18 protein-coding genes are annotated in these 23,668 nt (G+C 67.5%); 9 read left to right on the forward strand and 9 right to left on the reverse strand.

The genetic code is table 11. The features are described from left to right. Nucleotides 1-2 precede the first annotated feature (2 nt). The 3 genes from C1925_RS16040 (at nucleotide 3) to C1925_RS16050 (ending at nucleotide 4,963) form a co-directional block, all read left to right on the forward strand. Nucleotides 3-971 carry a FecR domain-containing protein gene (locus tag C1925_RS16040; protein WP_108769751.1) on the forward strand — a complete coding sequence of 323 codons (969 nt, stop codon included), beginning with the start codon at nucleotides 3-5 and terminating at the stop codon, nucleotides 969-971. A gap of 64 nt (nucleotides 972-1,035) precedes the next feature. Further along, nucleotides 1,036-3,798 carry a TonB-dependent receptor gene (locus C1925_RS16045; RefSeq protein ID WP_159097544.1) on the forward strand — a complete coding sequence of 921 codons (2,763 nt, stop codon included), beginning with the start codon at nucleotides 1,036-1,038 and terminating at the stop codon, nucleotides 3,796-3,798. A 37-nt stretch (nucleotides 3,799-3,835) separates the two neighbouring features. Further along, nucleotides 3,836-4,963 (forward strand): cytochrome c peroxidase, encoded by a 1,128-nt coding sequence (locus C1925_RS16050; protein ID WP_108769753.1) that lies wholly within the window; start codon nucleotides 3,836-3,838, stop codon nucleotides 4,961-4,963. A 7-nt stretch (nucleotides 4,964-4,970) separates the two neighbouring features. On the opposite strand, the gene C1925_RS16055 is transcribed toward C1925_RS16050, so the two are convergent. After that, entirely contained in the window at nucleotides 4,971-6,323 is a 1,353-nt protein-coding gene (locus C1925_RS16055) for an aspartyl protease family protein (protein WP_108769754.1), read from the reverse strand. A gap of 67 nt (nucleotides 6,324-6,390) precedes the next feature. Continuing rightward, the gene (locus C1925_RS16060; RefSeq protein ID WP_108769755.1) at nucleotides 6,391-7,215 is read right to left on the reverse strand and encodes a DUF3014 domain-containing protein; all 825 of its coding nucleotides are present in this window, start codon (nucleotides 7,213-7,215) and stop codon (nucleotides 6,391-6,393) included. A 164-nt stretch (nucleotides 7,216-7,379) separates the two neighbouring features. Here C1925_RS16060 and C1925_RS16065 point away from each other — a divergent pair, with 164 nt between their 5' ends. Beyond that, a complete protein-coding gene (locus C1925_RS16065) occupies nucleotides 7,380-8,090 on the forward strand; it encodes a glutathione S-transferase (protein ID WP_108769756.1) in 711 nt (236 codons plus the stop codon). 26 nt (nucleotides 8,091-8,116) lie between these two features. Here C1925_RS16065 and C1925_RS16070 read toward each other — a convergent pair whose 3' ends face one another. The 4 genes from C1925_RS16070 to C1925_RS16085 all read right to left on the reverse strand — a co-directional run bounded on the left by C1925_RS16070 (nucleotide 8,117) and on the right by C1925_RS16085 (nucleotide 13,475). Next, complete coding sequence (locus C1925_RS16070) at nucleotides 8,117-9,724, reverse strand: hypothetical protein (RefSeq protein ID WP_108769757.1); 1,608 nt, start codon at nucleotides 9,722-9,724, stop codon at nucleotides 8,117-8,119. A gap of 551 nt (nucleotides 9,725-10,275) precedes the next feature. Beyond that, nucleotides 10,276-11,994 carry a thiamine pyrophosphate-dependent enzyme gene (locus tag C1925_RS16075; RefSeq protein WP_108769758.1) on the reverse strand — a complete coding sequence of 573 codons (1,719 nt, stop codon included), beginning with the start codon at nucleotides 11,992-11,994 and terminating at the stop codon, nucleotides 10,276-10,278. A 110-nt stretch (nucleotides 11,995-12,104) separates the two neighbouring features. Beyond that, on the reverse strand, nucleotides 12,105-12,962 hold the full coding sequence (locus tag C1925_RS16080; RefSeq protein WP_108769759.1) for an SH3 domain-containing protein: 858 nt from the start codon (nucleotides 12,960-12,962) through the stop codon (nucleotides 12,105-12,107). A 36-nt stretch (nucleotides 12,963-12,998) separates the two neighbouring features. After that, complete coding sequence (locus C1925_RS16085; RefSeq protein WP_108769760.1) at nucleotides 12,999-13,475, reverse strand: DUF3574 domain-containing protein; 477 nt, start codon at nucleotides 13,473-13,475, stop codon at nucleotides 12,999-13,001. A gap of 243 nt (nucleotides 13,476-13,718) precedes the next feature. Here C1925_RS16085 and C1925_RS16090 point away from each other — a divergent pair, with 243 nt between their 5' ends. From C1925_RS16090 to otsA, 4 genes are all read left to right on the forward strand, one after another. Next, a complete protein-coding gene (locus tag C1925_RS16090; protein ID WP_108769761.1) occupies nucleotides 13,719-16,151 on the forward strand; it encodes a TonB-dependent receptor in 2,433 nt (810 codons plus the stop codon). A gap of 229 nt (nucleotides 16,152-16,380) precedes the next feature. Beyond that, entirely contained in the window at nucleotides 16,381-17,139 is a 759-nt protein-coding gene (otsB, locus tag C1925_RS16095) for a trehalose-phosphatase (RefSeq protein WP_108769762.1), read from the forward strand. 39 nt (nucleotides 17,140-17,178) lie between these two features. Continuing rightward, the gene (locus C1925_RS16100) at nucleotides 17,179-18,960 is read left to right on the forward strand and encodes a glycoside hydrolase family 15 protein (protein WP_108770741.1); all 1,782 of its coding nucleotides are present in this window, start codon (nucleotides 17,179-17,181) and stop codon (nucleotides 18,958-18,960) included. After that, nucleotides 18,957-20,321 carry an alpha,alpha-trehalose-phosphate synthase (UDP-forming) gene (gene otsA / locus C1925_RS16105; RefSeq protein ID WP_108769763.1) on the forward strand — a complete coding sequence of 455 codons (1,365 nt, stop codon included), beginning with the start codon at nucleotides 18,957-18,959 and terminating at the stop codon, nucleotides 20,319-20,321. The genes C1925_RS16100 and otsA overlap by 4 nt, the downstream gene beginning before the upstream one ends. Nucleotides 20,322-20,412: 91 nt before the next feature. On the opposite strand, the gene C1925_RS16110 is transcribed toward otsA, so the two are convergent. The 3 genes from C1925_RS16110 to rluD are packed head-to-tail and all read right to left on the reverse strand — an operon-like array spanning nucleotide 20,413 to nucleotide 22,639. After that, a complete protein-coding gene (locus C1925_RS16110) occupies nucleotides 20,413-20,886 on the reverse strand; it encodes a thiol-disulfide oxidoreductase DCC family protein (RefSeq protein ID WP_108769764.1) in 474 nt (157 codons plus the stop codon). Further along, entirely contained in the window at nucleotides 20,883-21,650 is a 768-nt protein-coding gene (pgeF, locus tag C1925_RS16115; protein WP_108769765.1) for a peptidoglycan editing factor PgeF, read from the reverse strand. Before pgeF ends, C1925_RS16110 begins: the two co-directional genes overlap by 4 nt. Next, nucleotides 21,650-22,639, reverse strand: a complete 990-nt coding sequence (rluD, locus tag C1925_RS16120) for a 23S rRNA pseudouridine(1911/1915/1917) synthase RluD (protein WP_108769766.1) — start codon at nucleotides 22,637-22,639, stop codon at nucleotides 21,650-21,652. The genes pgeF and rluD overlap by 1 nt, the downstream gene beginning before the upstream one ends. A gap of 113 nt (nucleotides 22,640-22,752) precedes the next feature. On the opposite strand from rluD, the gene C1925_RS16125 reads away from it, so the two are divergent. Then, nucleotides 22,753-23,637 carry an outer membrane protein assembly factor BamD gene (locus C1925_RS16125; protein WP_108769767.1) on the forward strand — a complete coding sequence of 295 codons (885 nt, stop codon included), beginning with the start codon at nucleotides 22,753-22,755 and terminating at the stop codon, nucleotides 23,635-23,637. The last annotated feature ends 31 nt before the right edge of the window (nucleotides 23,638-23,668 follow it).

Genomic DNA, 23,668 nt, shown 5'->3' on the forward strand with positions numbered 1-23,668 from the left:
GCATGGGCATCGATGCTGCAGGCGAGCGGGCGCTGCCGCCCCGGGTGCTGGAACAGGCCGCCGACTGGCTGATGCGCCTGCACGAGGATGGCAGTGCCGTGCAGCGCGCGCAGTGGCAGCGCTGGCACGATGTCGACCCCGACCATGCGCGTGCCTGGCAGCGTGCCGAACGGCTGCTGGCGCTGAGTGGCCAGGTACCCCCTGCCCTCGCCCACGGCGCGCTGCAGCGCCCCGCATCGCCAGGACGCCGCGCTGTGCTGCGCAGCATCGCCGCCCTGCTGGTCGCGCCGCTGGGTGGCTGGCTGGCCTGGCGCCTGTACGACGGTGCCGCCTGGGATGCCAGCGTGCGCACCGCCGTGGGCGAACGCCGCCGCCACATGCTGGACGATGGCAGTGTGCTGCAGCTGGACACCGACACCGCCGTGGACATCGCCTTCGATGGCCAGCAGCGCCTGCTGCGGCTGCGGCGCGGGCAGGTGCTGGTGGAGACCGCGGCCGATCCACGGCAGCCTGCGCGGCCGTTCCTCGTTGCTACGCCGCAGGGCATGCTGCAGGCACTCGGCACCCGCTTCAGCGTTCGCCTGTTCAGCGAGGACGCGCTTCTGGTGGTGCAGCAGGGGGCAGTGCGCATCGACATCGGCACGCTGCAGCGCCGGGTTGATGCCGGGCAGCAGCAACGCTGGAGCCGGCAATCACTGCCCGCACCGCAGCCGGCCAGCGCCGGCACCGACGCATGGACCCACGGCATGCTGGTGGCCGATGCCCTGCCACTGCAGCAACTGGTGCAGGAACTGGGCCGCTATCACCGCCGCTGGCTGCGCGTGGATCCAGCCATCGCCGCACTCCCCGTGTCCGGTGCCTACCCGCTGGATGATCTTGATCGCAGCCTGTCGATGATCGCGACGACCTACGCTGTGCAGGTCCAGCCGGGCCTGTGGACCCAGCTGCGCCCCGCCGCCACGCGCGGATGACACTTTTTCCTGTTTCGGGTGGCAGAGGGAGTGAAACCCTTTATTCCTCCCGATCCCCATGCCCATGAATTCCAACCACCTACGCGTGAGCCTGCTGGCCGCCGCCCTCGTTGCCACGCCCGTATTCGCCCAGACCACAGCTGACGCGCCTGCGGCAGCACCTGCCACAGCCGGGCCGCTGGGCAGCGCGTTGAGCACCTTCGCCGCCGAACGCGGGGTTGCCCTGTCCTTTGACCCTGCGCTGACCCGTGGCCGCCAGGCCGCACCGGCGGCGGCAGGGCTGGATGTGGACGCCGGCTTTGCCGCGCTGCTGCAGGGCAGCGGCCTGCGCGCAGTTCGCCGCGAAGACGGCAGCTACACCCTGCGCCGCGCCACCACCACTCGCCAGACCCAGCCGCTGCGCGTGGGCGGTGCCGACGGGCGGGTTGCCCTGCCACGCGCCCTGCCCTACGGCCAGGGCGTGACGCTGGACGCCGATGCGCTGGACGCTCAGGTGAAGGGCAACGGTGATATCGCCACGGCCCTGCGCAGCAATCCGGCCGTGCAGTTCAGTGATTCCAACAGCAGCAGCCGCAACATGGGCGAGATCCGCCCGGATGATTTCAGCATCAACGGCGCGCCGTACTACCAGAACCTGTTCCTGCTGGACGGCGCGACCATCAACAACGATATCGATCCGGCCTTCAACGCAGCCGGCACCGGCAACCCCAACAACGCGGTGGACGTGCCCAGCGCGGCACAGGGCATCGCCGTGGATGTGGACCTGCTCGAATCGCTGACGGTCTACGACGCCAACGTGCCCGCAGCGTACGGCGGCTTCACCGGCGGCGTGGTCGATGCGCGCAGCCGCACGGCCAGCGATGGCCTGCATGGCAAGGTCTGGATGCGCATGGCCCGGTCGGCCTGGGACCAGATCATCGCAAACGACGCACAGGCTGAAACCTACGCCGAATCGGCCACGTATGCCTACCAGCCGCAGTACGACAAGTATCGCGTGGGCGCGCGCCTGGAGGGCCGCACCTCGTTCGGGCTGGGCATCATCGGCACGGTCACCCGCACCCACTCGGACATTCCGCTGCGCGCCTATTCCGCCGGCCGCGACTCTGCCGGTGATGACGTCAACCAGAAGACCCAGACACGCGAGAACACCAGCGCCAGCGTCGCCCTGGACTGGAAGAACGACGACGGGCTGGAACTGGGCGCGAGCTTTTCCTATGCGCCCACCGATGACCGCTACTACATCATGAACGGCCGCGATTCCTGGTTCGACATCAAATCCGGCGGCCCCACCGCCAGCCTACGTGCCAACTGGAGCCACGGCGCCTGGACCCTGCGCAACACGATCAATTACAGCAACGTGGAATCCTCGCGCCGCAGTGACCTGGACTACATGCGCAACTGGTCCAGCTCAGAGGAATTCAACTGGAGCCCGACCCCGATCAGCTCTGAAGGCAGCTATGGCAACGTCGACCAGAACGATCGCCGCATTGGCTACCGGGCAGTGGTCGACCGCGACGCATTCACCATCGGGCGCACCGAACACGCCGTGCAGTTCGGCCTGGGCGTGCAGCACCGCGACGGCAGCTATGAGCGCCTGAACGATCATTCGGTGTATCTGTCCACGGCGGTTACCAGCAGTTGCAGGCTTTCCGACGGCACCATCGATACGTTCTCGTGCTCGCTTTCGCCGCTGCGGGCCGGCGGCGCCGGGCAGTACTTCAAGCAGCAGCAGCTTTACCACGCGGGCAAGTTCGAGGTCAGCGGCGAAGAGTACGAAGCCTGGCTGCAGGATGACATCCGGGTGGGCAACTGGAACATCCGTCCTGGCCTGCGCCTGGACCGCAACAACGTCTGGAGCCAGACCAACCTGTCCCCGCGCCTGGCCGTTTCCTGGGATGTGCTCGGCGACCAGCGCACGACCGTCAATGCCGGCGTGAACCGCTACTACGGCCGCAGCTTCTACAGCTACCTGCTGCGCGATGGCCGTGAGCGCCTGCGCGAAACGCTGGTGCGCAGCAAGGCATCGACCACGTGGGCCGATGCCACGCGCACCACCAACGTGTCGAGCAACCGCCTGAGCGACGTCGACTCGCCCTATACCGATGAATGGACGCTGGGCCTGGACCAGCGTGTCGCCGGCCTGATTTTCAACCTGAAGTACGTCAATCGTGCGACCCGCAAGGACATCCTGCGCCGCAAGGTCGACGGCCCTGACCGTGCGCTCTACAACCTCAACACCTATGAATACACCAACGAAGGCCGTAGCGACGCGGAGATCTGGACCCTGTCGGTAGCTTCACAGCGGCCTTGGGAAGTGCTCGGCACGCGCAACAGCTTCCAGCTTTCGGCCGACCACACCGACGTCAAGCGCAACTACAACAGCTACGAAGACACCGATGACATGTTCGAACTGGTACGCCTGGACGGCAAGCTGATGTACCGCTACGAACTGCCGGCCACGCAGTTCCTGCGCCCGTGGAGCGCTCGCCTGAGCACCCGCACAGAGATTCCCGCACTCGGCCTCAGCTGGAACAACTTCTTCCGCTACCGCGCCGGCTACGAAGGCTTCTCCACCGGTGCATCGCAGACCATCGACGGCATCACTGCCCCCAACCTCACCAGCCGCAGTTTCTCCGGTACCTGGACCTGGGATGCCAACCTTGAATATCGCCTTGCACTTCCGCGCGAGCAGGAAGCCTACGCACGCATCGAGGTACAGAACGTGCTCAATCGCAGCAACCTGACGACCGCCACCTCGACCTCGACCAGCGCGATGTTCTACGAACCCGGCCGCAGCTTCTGGCTGGAGCTGGGCTACTCGTTCTGAGTCTGCGGCCCGGCGGCAACCTGCCGGGCCACTGCCGATGAAACGTCCGCACCCACTGCGCCTGGCCTTCCCCCTCGCTGCCCTGTTGCTGGGCAGCGCGGGCGGGCCTGCGCCTGCGCAGGACACGCCCTGCCCGGACGTGCTGCCCGCACGCCCGGACAGCGCCTGCCTACGCGCGCTCTACAGCAGCCCCAGCACGCGCTGGCCCGCGCCGGAGGTCGAGCCCGGTGTGGCCTGGCAGGAACTGGCGCCGCTGCCGGCACCGGTGGATCCTGCAGACAATCCATCGACGCCGGCCAAGGTCGCGCTGGGGCGTCGGCTGTTCTTCGATCCGGTGTTGTCGAAGTCGCGGCAACTGGCCTGTGCCAGCTGCCACGACCCGGATCTGGGCTGGGCCGATGGCCGCCGGGTGTCGTTCGGCCACGACCGCCAGGCCGGCCGTCGCAACGCGCCCAGCGTGGCCGCCAGCGCGCATGTGACGCCTCTGTTCTGGGATGGCCGCGCCGCCACGCTGGAAGACCAGGCGCTGCATCCCATCGCTGATCCCATCGAAATGGGCTTCACCGCCCAGGGCGCCGTGCGCCGCCTGCGCCGCGATCCGTCCTACCGCCGTGAGTTCAACGAGGTGTTCGCGCAGCCGCGCATCGATGCCGCCCAGCTCAGCCAGGCCATCGCCGCCTTCGAGCGCAGCCTGTCGCCGCGCAGCAGCCGCTTTGATCGTTTCCTGCGTGGCAATGCGAGTGCACTGGACGATGCCCAGCTGCGTGGCCTGCACCTGTTCCGCACACAGGCCGGCTGCATGAACTGCCACAACGGCGCGGCGCTGACCGACAACGGCTTCCACAATCTCGGCCTGCACTTCCACGGTCGCCCTCGGCAGGATCTGGGCCGCTACGAGATCACCGGTGATCCGGCCGACAGCGGCCGCTTCCGCACGCCCACGCTGCGTGGCGTGGCCAACACCGCGCCCTACATGCACAACGGGTTGATCCCGCGCCTGTCGGGCGTGCTGGCGTTCTACAACGTGGGCGGCGCGCGCCCGCGGGCACCGGCCTCGCCGCCACCGGGTGCGGCGCCGTTCCCGGAGCCTGATCCGCTGCTGCGGCCGCGCGGGCTGAGCCGTCAGGATCTGCAGGACATCGAAGCGTTCCTGCAGACCCTGTAGCGAACGATCAGCCGCCGGCGGGCGCTGCGGCAACCGGCTTCGGCGGCAGCAATGGCGACGCCGGTGCAACGGCTACCGGGCAACCATAGGTACCGGCAACGTCCATATACAGGCTGTAGCGCTGGGTCGCGGCAAAGCCCACCCGCCAGTCCGGGTTGAACAGGGGATTCGGCCCCGGTGCCAGGCCCATGTCCAGCGGCAGGTTCAGTACTTCCCCGCCGATCATCACCGGTGTCGTGACCTCGATGTACTCGATGTCTTCGCTGCCATCGGTGGTGATCACGTTCTTGCGCCGTATCGCTGCGGCTGGCGGTGTTGCGGGCAGCACGCCGCGTGCCTGGAAGGCGCCGTTGAAGCCGGTATCCACCTTGACCAGCACGTTCTGCTTGCCGGCGCGGATCGGATAACGGACATCGTACGCATCACCCCACAGCGTCGACAGTGTGGCCATCCGCCGCGTGCATGGCACTGGGGTGGATGGGGCCTGGATCACCAGCGCGTCCTTGTCGATGCGCACCCGGCCCAGCGCGCGCAGCACGTCCAGACCGATGCGAGGCAGGTCGTCCTGGCCCAGCACCGCGAACGAGACATCGCGTACCGCCACGCCGCCGATGTCCAGCTCGACCGGCGCCGCCAGTGCATACAGCTGGCCGGGCTTGCCATCGACCGCCATGAAACCTTCGGTGAGCTTCAGCCCCAGCTCGGCCGCCAGCGCACGCCCGATGCGCGAATGCGCCGCGCCGCTGTCCAGGTGCACGCGCAGCTCGCGCTCACCGGCCGCGGTGCGCAGCTTCAGGCTCAGCGTCGGCAGTTCGTTGTTCAACTGCAGGGGAACACTGATGTCGCTGGCAGGCGATTGCGCCGCCATGGCATTGCGCGGCCAGGCGGTAAACCGTTCGAAATGGGGTTCGCTGACGCCGGCCAGGTGGATGTCGCCCACCTGGCGTTTCAGCATCGGCCGGATATCACGCTCCAGCAGCGTACGTACCTGCAGCATCTGCGTTGCCCAACCGGCGATATCGCCCTGCAGGAGCAGGTTGCCGGCCAACGTGGACGAACACAGGTATTCGACCCCCTTCACATTGTCGGCCGGTTCGTTGGCCACGCCTTTCAGGCACTCCTGGGCCGCCTGGCTGGAGCGGTCCAGCTCACCGCGCACGCGGTAGAAACCGGCCTGGCCCAGCTTGCCCTTCACACCCGGCGCCTTGCCCAGGTTCTGCAGCGCGCCCAGTTCGGCAAGGCGCACGCTACGCGTGTAGCGATAGGGATCGCTCAGTTCGCCATCGCGCGTGTCCACGGCCGCAGCCGATGCCACTGCCGTGGCGAACAACGCACTCACTCCCAACCACACTGGATGCATCGAGGTTACTCCTGTCTACCCGATCCCGACCCTATCACGCTGGCGATGACATCTTCCCCTCCGGCGATCAGCCGCGTGTGATCGAACTGCGGATCGCGCGCAACTGCTGCTTCACCGCGCGCTCCTGCGTCGCATCCAGGCGCAGCAGGGCCTTCTGCCCCACCGAGCGCGACTGCAGATCCGGATCGACAAAGCGATAGCGGCCCCGCTCATCACGCACCACGGCCAGCGGTCGCGCCGGTTCCGGGGTTTCCAGCAGATGATCGATCACCGCCACCAGACGGTCGTTGAAATAGCCCTGCGGCCGCCCAAGGTCGACGTAGGCCTGCTGGATGAGCGGATAGAAGCGCTTGTACGCCGTGCCCGCCGCTGCCGGATCGAGCGCGGTGAACGCCTGCACGTAGGGCGCATAGCGCGCCGCGTTGCCTGCGGCGATCTGCTCGCCCTTCCCTCCGGCGTCCACCTGCAGGCTGCCGGGCAGCGGCCGCGTGGCCAGCGCAGACGGTGGCACGCTGGTCTTGTCCAGGTTGTCCACGTGGGTGACCAGGCGTTGGATCAGGTGGTCACGCAGCAACAGGGCCAGTCCACCTTCGCCATTGAACAGGCCACTCAGCGCGGTCCATGCTGCGGTATCACTGTCTTCCATCTTCGGCAGCGCGGGGTCGGCTGCAGCGTCGGTGTCCAGCGGATGCTGGATGGCCGGTGTCGACGACGCGGGTTCAGCGGTGGGCGCTGCAGGTGGCGCTGCCGTCGAAGGTGCGGCCGCCTGGGTGGGCACCTCCACGCGATCAGCCAGGTCCTGCCACTGATCGCGGAACAACCACGCGCCCGCACCGCCTACCACCACCACGCCCAGTACCCAGGGCCACACTGCCTTTCCACTCTTCTGCATGATGCAGTACCTCGTTTTTCACGTGCACGACCCGAGTATGACCCGCTTCACCGCAGGCGGTTCCCCCGCTGTTTGGCCTGCGTTGTGCTTGGCATGAACGCCATGCTCACGCCTGCTTTGCGCGCGACACGCGAGGCTGCAGGAAATTCTTCGCGGAGATCGACATGCACTACGCGCTGTATTACTGGACCGGCATCCAGGGCCGTGGCGAGTTCGTACGTCTGGCATTGGAAGATGCCGGTGCCGCGTACGAGGACATGGCACGCATCCACGGCGATGCAGTGATGGAGCCGTTCCTGCGCGGCCAGACCGAGGGCGGCCAGCCCTTCGCACCACCGTTTCTGAAGGCGGGCCGGCAGGTGATCGCGCAGGTCGCGGCGATCCTGGATTTCCTCGGCCCCACGCTGGATCTGGTGCCGCAGGCTGCTTCACGGCGGATGCAGGCCCTGCAGCTGCAGTTGACCATCGCCGATCTGGTGGCGGAAGTGCACGACACCCATCATCCGATTGCCGCATCGAAGTACTACGAAGACCAGAAGGCCGAGGCCAAGGCGCGCGCCACGGCGATGCGCAGCGAGCGCCTGCCGAAATTCCTCGGCTACTTCGAACAGGTGATCGAGGCCAACGGTGGCCGCCACCCGCTGCGCGAGCACTCCTATGTGGATCTCTCGCTGTTCCAGCTGCTGAGCGGGCTGGATTACATGTTCCCGAAGCGGATGCAGGCGCTGGCACCCACCCTGCCCCTGCTGCGGGCGCTGCAGGAGCGGGTGGCGAAGCGGCCGAACATCGCCGCGTATCTCGCGTCGGAGCGGCGGCTGGCGTTCAACACCAACGGCATCTTCCGCCATTATCCCGAGCTGGATCGCGAGACCTGACGCCGGGCCATGCCCGGCGTCCCCCGTCAATGTCCGGCGTCAGCCAACGGCTTCACCGGCTGCTTCTGCAGCGACAGCAGCCCCAGCAGCACGGCCAGCGCCACGTAGGCACCCGCAAACTGCCAGCTGATGATGCGCGCCAGGCCCTGCAGGTCCCACGGCAGGTAGATGCCACCGCGCGGGTCGACCGAGTGGATCAGGCCGAACAGGGTCAGCGCCGCCGCCACCAGCAGGAAACCGCAGGCGCGGCGCAGGCGGCCATCGACCATGGCCGACACCGTGGCGATCCACAGCATCGAGGTGATGATGAAGCCGTTGCCCAACGCGAAGATCACCGCCAGTTCCGGCAGGCCGTGGCCGTCGACGTGGGTCAGCAGCGCGCCCATCTGGTCGGCCGGAATCCAGCCCGGCGCCTTGATCGCCAGCAGGTAGGCCGCCGACGGCAGGAAGCCCAGCACCATCGCACCGGCATGCTGGCGCGGGGTGGCCTGGAAGGCCTGGGTGGTGATGTCGATGGACACGTAGACGATGATCGGCGCCAGCACCGCCAGCGGCAGCCACTGCACCAGCCCGGAGATGATGCCGAGCATGCCGCCGATGCCGACGAACAGGCCGGTCAGCAGCGTGTAGCCGCTGCGCGCGCCCATGTGCTTGTAGGCCGGCTGGCCGATGTACGGGGTGGTCTGGGCGACGCCGCCGCAGACACCGGCCACCAGCGTGGCCACCGCTTCCACCAGCAGGATGTCGCGGGTGCGGTAGTCATCGCCGGCCGCGCGTGCGCTCTCGGAGACGTTGATGCCACCGACCACCATCAGCAGGCCGAACGGCAGCAGCAGCGGCAGGTAGGTCATCGCCGTCGGCAGGCCGTCGATGAAGCCCAGCGTGGGCAGCGGCAGCACCACCTGCGGCGGCACCCAGGCCGGCACCTGGAAGCCCGGCACGCCGAGCCCGGCCAGGCCGAGGCCGTAGTAGAGGACGGTGCCGAACACGAAGGCCAGCAGCACGCCCGGGCCACGAATCGGCAGCTTGCCCTTGGCGATCAGCACGTACAGCAGCAGGCCCAGCGTGGTGAAGCCGACCAGCGGCGAACGCAGGGTTTCCAGCAGCGGCAGCAGGCCCATCAGCACCAGCGCGATGCCGGCGATCGAGCCCAGCAGCGCCGCACGCGGCAGCGCGCGGGTCACCGCTTCGCCGAAGAAGGAAAGGATCAGCTTCAGCACGCCCATGATGACCAGCGCGGCCATGCCCAGCTGCCAGGTGGCGATGGCTGCGGCATGCGGGTCCATGCCCTGCTGCTTGAAGGCGGCGAAAGCCGGGCCGAGCACCAGCAGGGCCATGCCGATGCTGGTCGGCGCGTCCAGGCCCAGCGGCATGGCGGTGACATCATCGCGGCCGGTGCGCGCGGCCAGGCGGCGCGCCATCAGGGTGTACAGCAGGTTGCCGACCAGCACGCCGAAGGCGGTGCCGGGGAACATGCGGCCAAACACCACGTCGGCGGGGAACTGGAACATGCCGATGAGGGCCATGGCGATGAAGCCAAGGATGGAAAGGTTGTCGACGACCAGGCCGAAGAAGCCATTGAAGTCGCCAGCGACGAACCAGCGGCGTGGTGCGGCGGGAGCGGGAGCGGACATGGAAGGGGCGGTGGGGGTGGGGACCGCCGATGGTAGGCCCAGCGGGGCCCGGGCGCCAATTCCGTCATGGAATGATGGGTTCCAGCCAACGGCGGGGCCCCTCGTGGCTGGGTTGGTCGCCGGAGCGGGATCCGTGGCTGGGCCAGTAGATCCACGCCATGCGTGGATGAAGCATGTCAGACACCGAATGAATCATCCACGCATGGCGTGGCTCTACTGTGCCGACCAACGGTCGGCACCTACCAGAGCAGAACGCTGATCCGACAGGCTGTTGGTAGGTGTCGACCTTGGTCGACACCTACCAGATCCGTCCCCCATGCCGACCAACGGTCGGCACCCACCAACAGCAGCAGCGGGAACCTGTCGAAGGCGGGGTGGGTCCGGTTGAGGGGGTGTGAGCGGCATGGATGCCGCGACCAAGCCCCCATGGACGGGTTTACGGCGCCCCCCTCAACCGGACCCACCCCGCCATCCCACGGAATGCAGGCTTTTGACGTTGATGTTGACGTTGCCTCGGCAGGTGCAGGGCGCAGCCCTGCCTCAGACCCCCCTCACTTCTTCAGGAAGTTGTCCACCAGCAGGTGCTTCACATCATCGAAGCGGCCATTCAACACCGCCTTGGCCGCGTACAACGCCGTGCCGGCCACCTGCTTGGCCTCGATCTGCGGCGGCATCACCAGCTCCGCGCGGCTGGTATGCACATCCAGCAGCGCCGGGCCACGCTGGGCAAGGAAGTCCAGCACCGCCTCCTCCAGATCCTCGCTGCGGGTCACCGTGCGGCCGTGGAAACCGATCACCTCGGCCAGGCGGCCAAAATCGGGATTCTTCAGGTCGGTGTAGTTGTCCAGCAGGCCCTCCACCTTCTGCTCCAGCTCGACGAAATTCAGCGAGCCGTTGTTGAACACCACCACCTTGATCGGCAGGTTTTCCTGCACCGCCGTCAGCAGGTCGCCCAGCAGCATCGCCAGGCCACCATCACCGGACAGCGAAATCACCTGGCGGCCGGGGAACGCTTTCTGCAGGCCCAGCGCCTGCGGCATCGCATTGGCCATCGTGCCGTGCAGCAGGCTGGTCAGGGTGCGGCGACGGCCGTTCACCCGGATATGGCGCAGCACCCAGACCATCGGCGAACCACCATCGGCAGTGAACAGTGCATCGTCGCTGGCGTGCTTCGACAGCAGCGCAGTCAGGTGCTGCGGATGGATCAGCTCGCCTTCGCCGGGCTGTTCTTCCTGCTCGCGCTTCTGCAGCGCCTTGTCGCGGTGGGTGATGCATTCGTCGAGGAAGGTGCTGTCCTCGCGTGGCGGCAGCATCGGCAACAGCGCGTCCAGGGTCGGTGCGATGTCGCCGACCACGCCGAGGTTGACCGGGTGGCGACGGCCCAGGTGGCTGCCATCGCGGTCGACCTGGATGATCGTTGCCTTGTCCGGATAGAACTGGCCCCAGGCGAAGTCGGCGCCGAGCAGCAGCAGCGTGTCGCACTCCATCAGCGTGTGGAAGCCCGACTCGATGCCGAAGATGCCGGTCATGCCCATGTTGTAGGGGTTGTCCGGCTCGACGAAATCCTTGGCGCGTGAGGTGTGCGCCACCGGTGCCTGCAACCGCCGGGCGAGTTCCAGCAGCTGCGCATGCGCGCCCTGGCAGCCGGCACCGGCATAGATGCCGATGCGCTTGCCCTGCCCCAGCAGCTCGGCGATGCGCTGCAGCTCAGCGTCGGACGGGCGCAGCACCGGCTGGGCGTAGTGCACCGAGAACGGCACATCGTGCTTCACCTCGGCCTCGCTGATATCCGCCGGCAGGATCACCACCGCCACACCGCGGCGGCTGATCGCCGCCTGGCAGGCCAATGCCACCACGCGCCGCGCCTGCTCGGGGCTGTGCACCTGTTCGCAGAACACCGTGCAACTGCCATACACCGCCTTGAAATCCACTTCCTGCGGAAACTCCATTCCGAGTTCGCTGGTGACGATCTGGCTGGCGATCAGCACCATCGGCGCGCGGTTGCGGTTGCTTTCGAAGATGCCGTTGATGAAGTGCAGGCCACCGGGCCCGCACGAACCCGCGCAGGCAGTCAGCTGCCCGCTCACCAGCGAATCGGCACCGGCGGCAAACGCGGCCACCTCTTCGTGGCGCACGTGCACCCATTCGATGTCGCTGCGATGCATCGCATCGGTCACGTGGTTCAAGGTATCGCCCACGATGCCGTAACAGCGGCGGACACCCGCCTGCTGGAGGGTGTCGATGACGATCTCTGCAACGCGCTTGCTCATGGGGGCACAGCCGGTTCGGGGGAGAAACCCGAGGCTAGACCCGGCCAAGTGATGCCGCCGTGGGCAAGAAGCCGACCGCCTTGTTGAGCAAACTGCGGACCGGCGAGGCGTCAATCGTTGACGTTGATCCAACCCTCGATCGCGCCGTGCTTCGGGTTGCGGTAACGAACCTTCACCCAGCCGTCCTGCTCATCGAGCATCTCCACGCGATCGCCCTGCACAAGGTAGCGCTTGGTGCTGGCGGCACCGGGCCGGTCGAACAGGAACAGGCGCGCGGACACCACCGTGGCCTGATGGCCACGCAGCGGTTCGCCGCTGGCGGGCGCGCTCAACCCATCGGCAATGGCACTTTCCAGCACGTGGCCGGATGCATCGTGCGTACGCCACACCGCCAGCGGCCCCTGCTCGTCGGTCTGCTCCCACTGCAGGGCGGCATCCAGCGCATCGCCCAGCCGCAGCACGTCTTCGGAGCGATACAGGTACAACTTCCTACCGTCGAACCGATACTGATCCGTGTACCACATCGGTCCACTGCGGCAGCTGCTGGTCAGGGTGCGCGTGGCGGCGTCGACGGTCAGGCCCATCAGGCCGCCACAGTTGTCATGCCCGTGGGTTTCGGCCTGCAGCGCGCGGAAACCGCCGCTGGCCGGATCGAACCGATACACCGCCACCGCTTCGTTGACCATGCCGACCGACGCCCGCGCCACCAGCTCGGGACGCCCGTCGAAATCGACATCCTCGGCCGACAGCCGGGAATTGCCGTCGGCATCGGGGGCGCCCGGCAGGCTCAGCCGTCTGCCCGAGGGCAGAAGCTGCACGTCGATGCTGCCGTCCTCGGTGACCTCGGCCTGCACGCGAACGCCGGGCGCTGCCTCGAAGCGCAACGGCGCATCGCTGTCAGCGGCGTGCGCCAGCGGCACCAGCAGGCCCGCCAGCAGCAGGCCAACCACGGATTCCCTGTGTTTCATCGTCACTCCCTGCGGCGCCACGCTGGCGCCTCCAGGTCAGAACGATACGTCAACCGCCTGCCGCGACCACAGCACCGACTGGTGCTTGGTCTGCTGCTTCCACGCCAGGCGGATCGCTTCGATGTCGGCGCGGCGCTGCGGGGTGTCTTCATGCAGCACCACCAGCACCTTGGTGCGCAGGCGGTTGGGCGAGGCATCGCCGCGGAACAGCCACTGGCCGTAGGCATCGAACACGGTCAGGCCATCGGGGAAGCGCGGGGTCACTTCCTTGTCCAGAAACGCGCGCCACTGCGCCTCGCTGATCGTATCGGCCTGCGGACGGTCGCCGGCACCCTGCTCCTCGCCCACGCCGAAGTACAGCTCGCTGCGCACCCAGCCCGTGCCGTTGGACGGCCGCGCGGCATCGCCCTGCATCTCGGCGGTGGCGGCGTAGGCGCTGGGTGTCTTCGAGGACAGGCTGGCGCAGCCGCTGGTGGCCAGCAGCACGGCAAAGATCAGGCCAAGGTGTTTCATGGGGGACAGCACTCCGGGGAAGGGGAAAAAGCGGGTCGAAGGGGCACGGAGGGTACACCTGCGTTTCGGTTGCGGTTGCAACCAATCACTCATGCCACAGGGGCATCAGCTGATGCGATCGGAAGCGGGGCTTGCGTCACACCCCCTCCTCACGCCAAGATAATATATCGCTTCATCCGGATGGATGTAAGTGAAACCATCTCTCCCCCGCCCCTTCCCCACGTCGTAGTTGCTGGAGTCCGCATGTCCCCCCGCCTATCCGCGTCGCCGCTCGGCCTCGCCATCGCGCTCGCCCTGTCCCCCGCCCTGGCCTCTGGCCAGGATGCGGCCACCAACCTGGACACGGTGATCGTCACCGGTACCCGCGCCGCCGACCGCACCGTGCTCGAATCCACCTCGCCGGTGGACGTGCTCACCGCCGAGGACATCCGCAAGGCCGGCGTGGTCAACGGCGAGCTGGGCAGCGCGCTGCAGGCCCTGCTGCCGTCGTTCAACTTCCCGCGCCAGTCCAACTCCGGCGGCGCCGACCACGTGCGTGCCGCGCAGCTGCGCGGCCTGTCGCCGGACCAGGTGCTGGTGCTGGTGAACGGCAAGCGCCGCCACCACACCGCGCTGGTCAACACTGACAGCAAGATCGGCAAGGGCACCACCCCGGTCGACTTCAACTCGATCCCGGTCAGCGCCATCAAGCGCATCGAAGTGCTGCGTGATGGCGCCGGCGCGCTGTACGGCTCCGATGCGGTGGCCGGCGTGATCAACGTGATCCTGGACAACGGCGGCGACGGCGGCGAGATCGAAGCCAGCTACGGCGCCAACCACACCGACCTCAAGCCGATCGGCCGCACCCTCACCGATGGCCAGGCCGGCAACATCAGCGCCAAGGTCGGCACCTCGCTGGGCGAGGATGGCGGTTTCCTGCGCGTGGGCCTGGAATACAAGAAGCGCAACGGCACCAACCGCGCCGGCTACGACCTGATTCCGCCGTGGGACCAGACCGAGGCCAACCTGGCGCTGCAGGGCAAGCGCAACTACGTGCTCGGCGATGGCGCCAGCAAGGACATCAACCTGTGGCTGAACACCGAGATTCCGGTGGGCAAGACCGCCACGTTCTATGCGTTCGGCACCTTCAACCAGCGTGATACCGAAGGCGCGAACTACTTCCGCTACCCCGACAGCGACGCCAACTGGAAGGAGGTATATCCGAACGGTTACCGCCCGATTTCCGAAGGCGAGAACCGCGACGTGCAGGCCGTGGCCGGCGTGCGTGGCCAGTGGGGCGAGTGGAGCTACGACGGCAGCCTGGATTACGGCCAGAACGACTTCACCTACCGCCTGCGCGATTCGATCAACGCCTCGCTGGGCCCGACCAGCCCGACCCGTTTCAAGACCGCTGATTACCAGTACGCACAGACCGTGGGCAACCTCGACCTGAGCCGCGTGTTCTCGCAGAGCGACAGCATCACCCACACCCTGGGCCTGGGCGCGGAAGTGCGCCACGAGCGCTACCAGACCCGTCCGGGCGACCCGTCCAGCTATGCGGCCGGCCCGTACACCGATCGCCCGACCGGCTCGCAGGCCGGTGGTGGCCTGACCCCGCAGGATGCTGCGTCGCTGGCGCGTGACGTGGCCAGTGCCTATGCCAGCCTGGCCAGCCAGTTCGGCGACCACTTCTCCACCGACCTGGCCGCACGCTACGAGCACAGCGACGACTTCGGTGGCGAGCTGACCGGCAAGCTGGGCCTGCGCTACGAGTTCACCCCGGCCTTCGCCCTGCGCGGTGCCATCTCCAACAACTTCCGCGCGCCGTCGCTGGCGCAGATCGGCTACGAATCCACCTCCACCGGCTACAACGCCGCTGGCCAGCTGGTGCAGGGCCGCCTGCTGTCGGTCAACAACCCGATCGCCCGCGGCCTCGGCGCGCAGGACCTGAAGCCGGAGAAGTCGCTGAACACCTCGCTGGGCTTCACCAGCCGCATCGGCGAGCACTTCGACCTGTCGCTGGACTTCTTCCAGATCGACATCGACGACCGCATCGCGCTGTCGGAAAGCATCACCGGCGATGCTCTGACCGACTTCGTGGCTGCCAACTACGGCGTCACCGGCCTGCAGAGCGCCAGCTTCTTCGTCAACGCCGCCGACACCCGCACCCGCGGTGCCGAGCTGGTGACCAACTGGCGCCAGGCACTGGGCGATGGCCAGCTGCTGCTGACCGGCACCTACGCCTACACCAAGACCACGCTGAAGAACGTGCTGGCCACACCGGCCCAGCTGCAGGCACTGGACGCGGACTACGTGCTGTTCGGCATCGAAGAAACCAACACGTTGACCGACGCAACCCCGCGTACCCGTGCCAGCCTGTCGGCCGCCTGGAGCAACGACCACTGGTCGCTGAGCAGCCGCGTCAACCGCTACGGCAGTGCCACCCGCGTGTTCAACTTCGGTGATGGCTACATCCCGCGCCAGACCTACCAGGCCGAATGGCAGCTGGATGCCGAAGTGGAATACCGCTTCAACAAGCAGTGGAGCGTGGCCATCGGCGGGCAGAACCTGACGGACAACTATCCGGACAAGTCCAACGAGGATATCTACTACTACGGCAACCTGCCGTACGACGTGCTGTCGCCGATCGGCAGCAACGGCGCGTACTACTACGGTCGCGTGCGTTACACGTTCTGACCGCCCTCGGTGGGTGTGAAACCCACCCCTTCTGGTGGGTGCGGACCGTTGGTCCGCACTGCCTTCGGTGCCGACCAACGGTCGGCACCTACCGGATTCATGGTTGGTGGGTGCGGACCGTTGGTCCGCACGGCCATTCCGTGCCGACCAACGGTCGGCACCCACCGATCAGGCAGCTGTCGCCCAGCCTCGACCTGCCCTACACGCCGCTGCTGGCAAGCTGGTCGGTATGGCTGAACCGCTCCCCCTGCGTCCGCCACCGCCATTGCTGGACGACGCCTGTGCGTTGTTCCTCGATGTCGACGGCACCCTCATAGAATTCGCTGCGCGCCCGGATGCCGTGCAGCTCCTGCCGGATGTGCGTGAAGCCATCGGCCGTATCAGCGACCGCCTCGAAGGCGCGGTCGCCCTCGTCAGTGGCCGCCCACTGGAACAGCTGGACCAGCTGTTTGCCCCCCTGCAACTGCCGGCCGCCGGCCTGCACGGCCACGAACTGCGTGGCGAGGACGGGCGCGTGCTGCGTGAAGAGCAGGACGACGACACCGCCGAATGGCTGCATGCCCTGCATCAGCAGGCCATGCGCTTCGCCCATGGTTACCCCGGCGTACTCGTGGAAGAAAAAGGCGCTGGCCTGGCCCTGCACTGGCGTGGTGCGCCACATGCCGCCAACGAGGTACGCACGTTCGCCGAACGCCATGCCCGCGGCCGGCCAAGCTATCGGCTGCAGCCCGGCGACCACGTGATTGAATTCGTGCCCGTCGGCACCGACAAGGGCCGCGCCGTGCGCCGGCTGATGCAATACCTGCCCTTCCGTGGCCGCCTGCCCGTGTTCCTTGGTGATGACCTCACCGATGAGTTCGGCTTCGAGGCCGCCAACGGACAGCACGGCTGGAGCGTGCTGATCGGCGAACGTGAACCCAGCGCGGCCGTGTTCGCGCTGCCTGACATACGCAGCGTGCACGCCTGGCTGCGTGAGAATGCGTATTGACCCGGCCACCCCACGGCCGCAACCGAGATGTACCGCGTGATGACCCAACCCGATCTTGATCTGGGCGTGGTCGGCAACGGCAGCTTCGGCGCCCTGGTCGACAAACATGCCCGCGTTGTCTGGAGCTGCCTGCCCACCTTCGACGGCGACCCCACCTTCTGCGCCCTGCTCGGCCCCAACCAGCAGACCGGCGGCGACTTCGCCATCGAGCTGGAAGACTTCGCCCGCAGCGAGCAGGAATACCTGACCAACACCGCGATCCTGCGCACCGTGCTGCATGACAGTCACGGCGGCTCGCTGGAAATCCTCGATTTCGCCCCGCGCTGGCGGCAGAACGACCGCTTCTACCGGCCGGTCAGCCTGATCCGCCAGGTACGCCCGCTTACCGGCAGCCCGCGCATCACCGTGCTGGCGCGGCCGCTGGCCGACTGGGGCGCCCGCGTGCCCGAATCGACCTGGGGCAGCAACCACGTGCGCTGGATCCTGCCCGAGCACGTGCTGCGGCTGACCACCGACGTGCCCGTGCGCATGGTGCGCGAGGGCCTGCCGTTCGTGCTCAACCACCCCGTCCACCTGATCCTGGGCGTGGATGAATCGCTCAACCGTTCCATCAGCGGCTACGTGCAGGAAGCCTTCCAGCGCACCGCCAATTACTGGCGCGAATGGGTGCGCTACCTGTCCATTCCGCTGGAATGGCAGGACGCGGTCATCCGCAGCGCGATCACGCTGAAGCTGTGCCAGTACGAGGACAGCGGCGCGATCATCGCGGCGATGACCACCTCCATTCCCGAGGCGCCCGGCAGCGTGCGCAACTGGGATTACCGCTACTGCTGGCTGCGTGATGCGGCGTTCGTGGTGCGTGCGCTGAACCGCCTCGGCGCCACCCGCACGATGGAGCAGTTCCTCGGCTACATCTTCAACCTGGCCACCACCGATGGCACGTTGCAGCCGCTGTACGGCATCGGCTTCGAGGCCAAGCTGGACGAGGACGAAGTGCCCAGCCTGTCCGGCTACCGCGGCATGGGCCCGGTGCGCCGCGGCAACCTGGCCTGGGTGCAGCGCCAGCACGATGTCTACGGCAGCGTGGTCCTCGCATCGACCCAGCTGTTCTTCGACCGCCGCCTGCAGGATCCGGGCGATGCGCACACCTTCGCGCGCCTGGAACCGCTGGGTGAGCAGGCGTTCGCCCTGCACGACGTGCCCGATGCCGGCCTGTGGGAATTCCGCGGTCGCACCGAAGTGCATACCTACACCAGCGCGATGTGCTGGGCGGCCTGCGACCGCCTGTGCAAGATCGCCGTGCGCCTCAAGCTCGACGACCGCGCGAACTACTGGCGCGAGCGTGCCGACACCATCCACGCGCACATCATGGACAAGGCGTGGAGCGAGGAGCTCGGCCACTTCACCGACACCTTCGACGGCCATCGCCTGGATGCCTCGTTGCTGCTGTTGGCCGATATCGGCTTCATCGATGCGCTGGACGCGCGCTTCATCGCGACCGTCGAGGCAATCGGCCGCGATCTCAAGCATGGCAATTCGCTGTACCGCTACGTGGCGCCGGATGATTTCGGCGAACCGGAAACCAGCTTCACCATCTGCACGTTCTGGTACATCGACGCACTGGCGGCAATCGGCCGCATGGATGAAGCGCGCGAGATGTTCGAGCTGCTGCTGAACCAGCGCAACCACCTCGGACTGCTCTCCGAGGATCTGGCCTTCGATGGTGGCGAAGCCTGGGGCAACTTCCCGCAGACCTATTCGCACGTCGGCCTGATCACCGCCGCCATGCGCCTGTCGCGTTCCTGGCAGGAGGCCTCGTGAGCCGTCTGGTGGTTGTCTCCAACCGGGTCGCCGTGCCCGGTGAAAGCCGCGCCGGCGGCCTCGCCGTGGGCCTGCTGGCCGCGCTGAAGGAGCGCGGCGGCATGTGGTTCGGCTGGAGCGGCAAGAACGCGAAGGATGCCAGCGGCACGCTGCACCAGCAGAAGGACGGTGACATCGAGTACGTCACCATGGACCTGGCCAAGCGTGATGTGGATGGCTACTACAACGGCTTTTCCAACCGCACGCTGTGGCCGCTGCTGCACTTCCGCTTGGACCTGGTCGACTACGATCGCGGCACCCGCGAGACCTACCACAAGGTCAATGCGCTGTTCGCCGACAAGCTCGCGCCGCTGCTGCGCGAGGACGACATCGTCTGGATCCACGATTACCACCTGATTCCGCTGGGCGCGATGCTGCGCGAGCGCGGCATCGGCTGCAGGATCGGCTTCTTCCTGCATATCCCGATGCCGTCGGCCGACCTGCTGCAGGCCATGCCCGACCACCTGCGGCTGTTCTCCTCGCTGTACGCCTACGACCTGGTCGGCTTCCAGACCCAGCGCGATGCCGACCGTTTCCAGACCTACCTGCGCCTGTTCGGCGGCGGCCGCGTGCTGGAGGATGGCCGGCTGGAAGCCCCGGGCGGGCGCCGCTTCCGCGCGGCCGCCTTCCCGATCGGCATCGATACCGACCTGATTGCCCGCCAGGCGGCAACGGCAGCGACCAAGCCCTCGGTGAAGAACCTGCGCAGCAGCCTGCGCGACCGCCAGCTGGCCATCGGCGTGGACCGCCTGGACTATTCCAAGGGCCTGCCCGAACGATTCCAGGGCTTCGAGCGCTACCTGGAGCGGCACCCCGACCAGCGCGGCTCGCTGACCTACCTGCAGATCGCCCCGGTGTCGCGTGGCGACGTGACAGAGTACCGGCAGCTGCGCAGCCAGCTGGAACAGATCGCCGGGCACATCAACGGCGGCCACGCCGAGCCCGACTGGACGCCGCTGCGCTACGTCAACCAGAACTTCACCCATGCCACGCTGACCGGCTTCTACCGCGCTGCGGCCGTGGGCCTGGTGACCCCGTTGCGTGATGGCATGAACCTGGTGGCCAAGGAATACGTGGCCTCGCAGGACCCGGAAAATCCCGGCGTGCTGGTGTTGTCACTGCTCGCCGGTGCGGCCGACGAACTGAAGCAGGCACTGCTGGTGAACCCGCACGACCTGGACGGCGTGGCCGATGCCATCGCCACCGCGGCCACGATGTCGCTGCGCCGGCGCCAGGAACGCTGGCACGCGATGATGGACCACCTGCGCACGTACGACATCAACCACTGGCGCCGCAGCTACCTCGAAGCCCTGGAAGCCTGACCGCTCCTGCTTCTGTAGAGTCGAGCCATGCTCGACTGATGATGGAGCAGTCGAGCATGGCTCGACTCTACAAAAGAGCGGACCGCGGCGGTCAATCGAGGAAGCGCGCGGCCTGTTCCGGGCTGGGCAGGTAGCAGGTGTCGTGCCGGCCGAACCAGCGGTAGCGGTTGCGGGCCAGCGCACGGTAGGCCACGTCGCGCCAGGCGCGCGGCAGCAGGCGCAGCACACCTGCCACGCGCCACGGGCCACCCAGCCCCGTCAGCACGCGCAGGATCGCATCGGTATCGGTCCAGGCGCCCTGCGCGTCCACCAGCAGGAACGACAGCGGGTCGTTCGGGTCCAGACCGTGGGCGCGCAGCAAGGCACTGCCCTGCGCGCCCTGCATCGCCGCGAAACGGTAGCGCCCCTGCCGGTCGAACCGCAGCAGGAAGCGCACCCAGCGGCTGCACAGGGCGCAGACGCCGTCGAAGACGATCACGGCTGTTTTGGTGGGGTCAGATATGGGGTCGGATCCCTTTTCGCCAGAAAAGGGCTCTGACCCCACAGGACCGCCAGCCGGCTTCATTCCATCCACACCAGGGTCGCCATGCGCCCGGTACGGCGGTCGCGACGGTGCGAGTACAGGTCCGGGTCGGCCATGGTCGAGACCGTGCCGCCATGGATGTTGAGCGGGTCCAGCCCTGCCGCCTGCAACCGCTGCCGGGCCAGCGCGAACAGGTCCACTTTCCAGTGCCCTTCGCGGGTGGCCACGAAGGCTTCTTCCGCGCCCGGGTCATGGCCGACGAAGGCGTGGTAGACCTCTTCGCCGATCTCATAGTCCTGCGGGCCGGCCGCCGGACCCAGCCACGCCCGCAGCTGCGCCGCCGGCGTGTTCATGGCGGACACGGTGTCTTCCAGCATGCCGTCGGCCAAGCCACGCCAGCCGGCATGCGCCGCACCGATCTCGCTGCCGTCGACGGCGGCGAACACCACCGGCAGGCAGTCGGCGGTGAGGATGGCCAGCACCACGCCCGGCACCGAGGTCACCGCGGCATCGGCCACCGGCTCGCTGGCGCCGGCCACCGGCGCTGCGTCGAAACGCAGCACGGTGGTGCCATGCACCTGGCGCAGCCAGTGCGGTGCCGACGGCAGGGACAGGCCCTGCTGCAGCATCTGCCGGTTGTGCTCGACGTTGGCCGGGGTATCACCATCGGCTGCGTGCCGGTTGCCCAGGTTGAACTGCGCGAACGGCGCCGGCGAGATGCCCGCGCCATGCCGACGCGTGGTCAGCGCGCGGACGCCCGGGGGCGCCGGCCAGTCGGCCTGCAGCAGCGGCAGCGCGGTATCCATCACCAGCGGTCCCGCTCGCGCTCGGCGAAGGCCGCGCTGTCTTCGCGCAGCACCTTCATCAGGTGCAGCATGTCGGCCGGCACCGGTGCGGTGTTGCGCACCTGCTCGCCGGTGATCGGGTGCACGAATTCCAGGGTCTCGGCGTGCAGGGCCTGGCGCTTGAAACCGCGCAGGGCGGCAACCAGCTCCTCGCTGGCACCCTTGGGCAGTTTCAGCGCGCCGCCGTACAGCGGGTCACCCACGATCGGGTGGCGGATATGCGCCATGTGCACACGGATCTGGTGGGTGCGGCCGGTTTCCAGGCGGCACTCCAGCGCGGTGTGCGCACGGAAGCGCTCGCGCAGGCGGTAATGGGTGATCGCTTCCTTGCCGTCCTCACGCACGCCCATCTTCAGGCGGTCGCGCGGGTGGCGGTCGATCGGGGCATCGGCGGTACCGCCGGCCACCAGGGCGCCCATCACGATGGCCAGGTACTGGCGGTGCACGTCACGGGCGGCCAGCTGCTCGACCAGTGCGGTCTGCGCTTCCAGGGTGCGCGCCACGACCATCACGCCGCTGGTGTCCTTGTCCAGGCGGTGCACGATACCCGCGCGCGGCAGCACCGCCACCGACGGGTCGCGGTACAGCAGCGCGTTGACCAGGGTGCCGCTGTGGTTGCCGGCGCCCGGGTGGACCACCAGGCCGACCGGCTTGTTGATCACCAGCAGGTGCTCGTCCTCGAACAGCACGTCCAGCGGAATGTCCTCCGGCTGGGCGTCGGTCTGGGTTTCCATCACCACGGTCAGGGTGACGACTTCACCGCCGCGCAGCGGATCGCGCGGGCGGGCCTGGGCGCCGTCCAGCAGCACATCGCCGGATTTGATCCATTCAGTCAGGCGCGAGCGCGAGTATTCGGGGAACAGCTCGGCCACGACCGCGTCGAAACGACGGCCGGCGGAGGTGTCGGGGACGATGGCCTGGCGGGCCGATTCGGAGGATTGTTCAGACATGGCAGGGGGGTATCTTCGAAATTTTGGGGTCCGGTCGACCGGTTTCAGTCGCTGGACAGGACACTAGGCTATCATCGACCCTTCGTATTCCAGACGCGTCCCGCCTTGACCCCATGATCCGACGCTCCTCCATGCTCTCTGCGCCCGTCCGCCTCACCGCCCTGCTGCTGGTGCTGGTCATCGCCGCCACTGGTTGCCATCGCGGCGCCAAGGGTGATCGCCCCGATGAAGGAACGCCGGTCGAACAACTGTACGACAAGAGCCACACGCTGATGCAGGGTGGCAACTGGAGTGGCGCCGAAGCCAGCTTCCGCCGCCTGGTGGCCCAGTACCCGTACGGCCCGTACACCGAGCAGGCGATGATCGAAACCGCCTACGCCCAGTACAAGGCCGGCAAGCACGATGACGCCGTGTCGAGCATCGACCGCTTCATCCGTACCTACCCGACCCACCGCAACATCGCGTACCTGTACTACCTGCGCGGCCTGGCCAACTCCAACCGCAATACGGTTTTCCTGCGTCGCGTATGGTCCCTGGACCCGAGCCGCCGCGATCTGTCCACGCCGCACCAGGCGTATTCGGACTTCAACATCGTGGTCGACCGCTACCCGAACAGCCGCTACGCCGCCGATGCGCGCCAGCGCATGATCGAGCTGCGTGACGTGTTCGCCCAGCACGAGCTGGACAACGCCCTGTACTACCTGCGTCGCGGCGCCTACGTCTCGGCCGCCGGCCGCGCCAACTACCTGCTGGAAACCTACCCGCAGAGCGCCTTCCAGTACGACGCCGTGGCGGTGCTGGGCGAGTCCTACACCCACCTGGGCAACAAGACGCTGGCCGACGACGCCCGTCGCGTGCTGACGCTGAACCAGCCGCAGCACCCGTGGCTGGAAGGCAATTGGCCGAAGTACCCGTGGATGATCCGCAAGCTGAACCCGTTTGCCGGCGAGAAGTCGGCCAGCACCGGCCAGCGCAACGCGCGGCTGGAAAAGAAATAAAGAAAAGGGCCCCGCAAGGGGCCCTTCTTCT

It is taken from the genome of Stenotrophomonas sp. SAU14A_NAIMI4_5, assembly GCF_003086795.1.
In the GTDB taxonomy this organism is placed as follows: Bacteria; Pseudomonadota; Gammaproteobacteria; order Xanthomonadales; family Xanthomonadaceae; genus Stenotrophomonas.

What these genes read in the sequence shown, in the direction of transcription:
- C1925_RS16040 (WP_108769751.1), top strand. Translation starts at nt 3, where the DNA reads ATGGGCATCGATGCTGCAGGCGAGCGGGCGCTGCCGCCCCGGGTGCTG.
- C1925_RS16045 (WP_159097544.1), top strand. Translation starts at nt 1,036, where the DNA reads ATGAATTCCAACCACCTACGCGTGAGCCTGCTGGCCGCCGCCCTCGTT.
- C1925_RS16050 (WP_108769753.1), top strand. Translation starts at nt 3,836, where the DNA reads ATGAAACGTCCGCACCCACTGCGCCTGGCCTTCCCCCTCGCTGCCCTG.
- C1925_RS16055 (WP_108769754.1), bottom strand. Translation starts at nt 6,323, where the DNA reads ATGCATCCAGTGTGGTTGGGAGTGAGTGCGTTGTTCGCCACGGCAGTG.
- C1925_RS16060 (WP_108769755.1), bottom strand. Translation starts at nt 7,215, where the DNA reads ATGCAGAAGAGTGGAAAGGCAGTGTGGCCCTGGGTACTGGGCGTGGTG.
- C1925_RS16065 (WP_108769756.1), top strand. Translation starts at nt 7,380, where the DNA reads ATGCACTACGCGCTGTATTACTGGACCGGCATCCAGGGCCGTGGCGAG.
- C1925_RS16070 (WP_108769757.1), bottom strand. Translation starts at nt 9,724, where the DNA reads ATGTCCGCTCCCGCTCCCGCCGCACCACGCCGCTGGTTCGTCGCTGGC.
- C1925_RS16075 (WP_108769758.1), bottom strand. Translation starts at nt 11,994, where the DNA reads ATGAGCAAGCGCGTTGCAGAGATCGTCATCGACACCCTCCAGCAGGCG.
- C1925_RS16080 (WP_108769759.1), bottom strand. Translation starts at nt 12,962, where the DNA reads ATGAAACACAGGGAATCCGTGGTTGGCCTGCTGCTGGCGGGCCTGCTG.
- C1925_RS16085 (WP_108769760.1), bottom strand. Translation starts at nt 13,475, where the DNA reads ATGAAACACCTTGGCCTGATCTTTGCCGTGCTGCTGGCCACCAGCGGC.
- C1925_RS16090 (WP_108769761.1), top strand. Translation starts at nt 13,719, where the DNA reads ATGTCCCCCCGCCTATCCGCGTCGCCGCTCGGCCTCGCCATCGCGCTC.
- otsB (WP_108769762.1), top strand. Translation starts at nt 16,381, where the DNA reads ATGGCTGAACCGCTCCCCCTGCGTCCGCCACCGCCATTGCTGGACGAC.
- C1925_RS16100 (WP_108770741.1), top strand. Translation starts at nt 17,179, where the DNA reads ATGACCCAACCCGATCTTGATCTGGGCGTGGTCGGCAACGGCAGCTTC.
- C1925_RS16110 (WP_108769764.1), bottom strand. Translation starts at nt 20,886, where the DNA reads ATGAAGCCGGCTGGCGGTCCTGTGGGGTCAGAGCCCTTTTCTGGCGAA.
- pgeF (WP_108769765.1), bottom strand. Translation starts at nt 21,650, where the DNA reads ATGGATACCGCGCTGCCGCTGCTGCAGGCCGACTGGCCGGCGCCCCCG.
- rluD (WP_108769766.1), bottom strand. Translation starts at nt 22,639, where the DNA reads ATGTCTGAACAATCCTCCGAATCGGCCCGCCAGGCCATCGTCCCCGAC.
- C1925_RS16125 (WP_108769767.1), top strand. Translation starts at nt 22,753, where the DNA reads ATGATCCGACGCTCCTCCATGCTCTCTGCGCCCGTCCGCCTCACCGCC.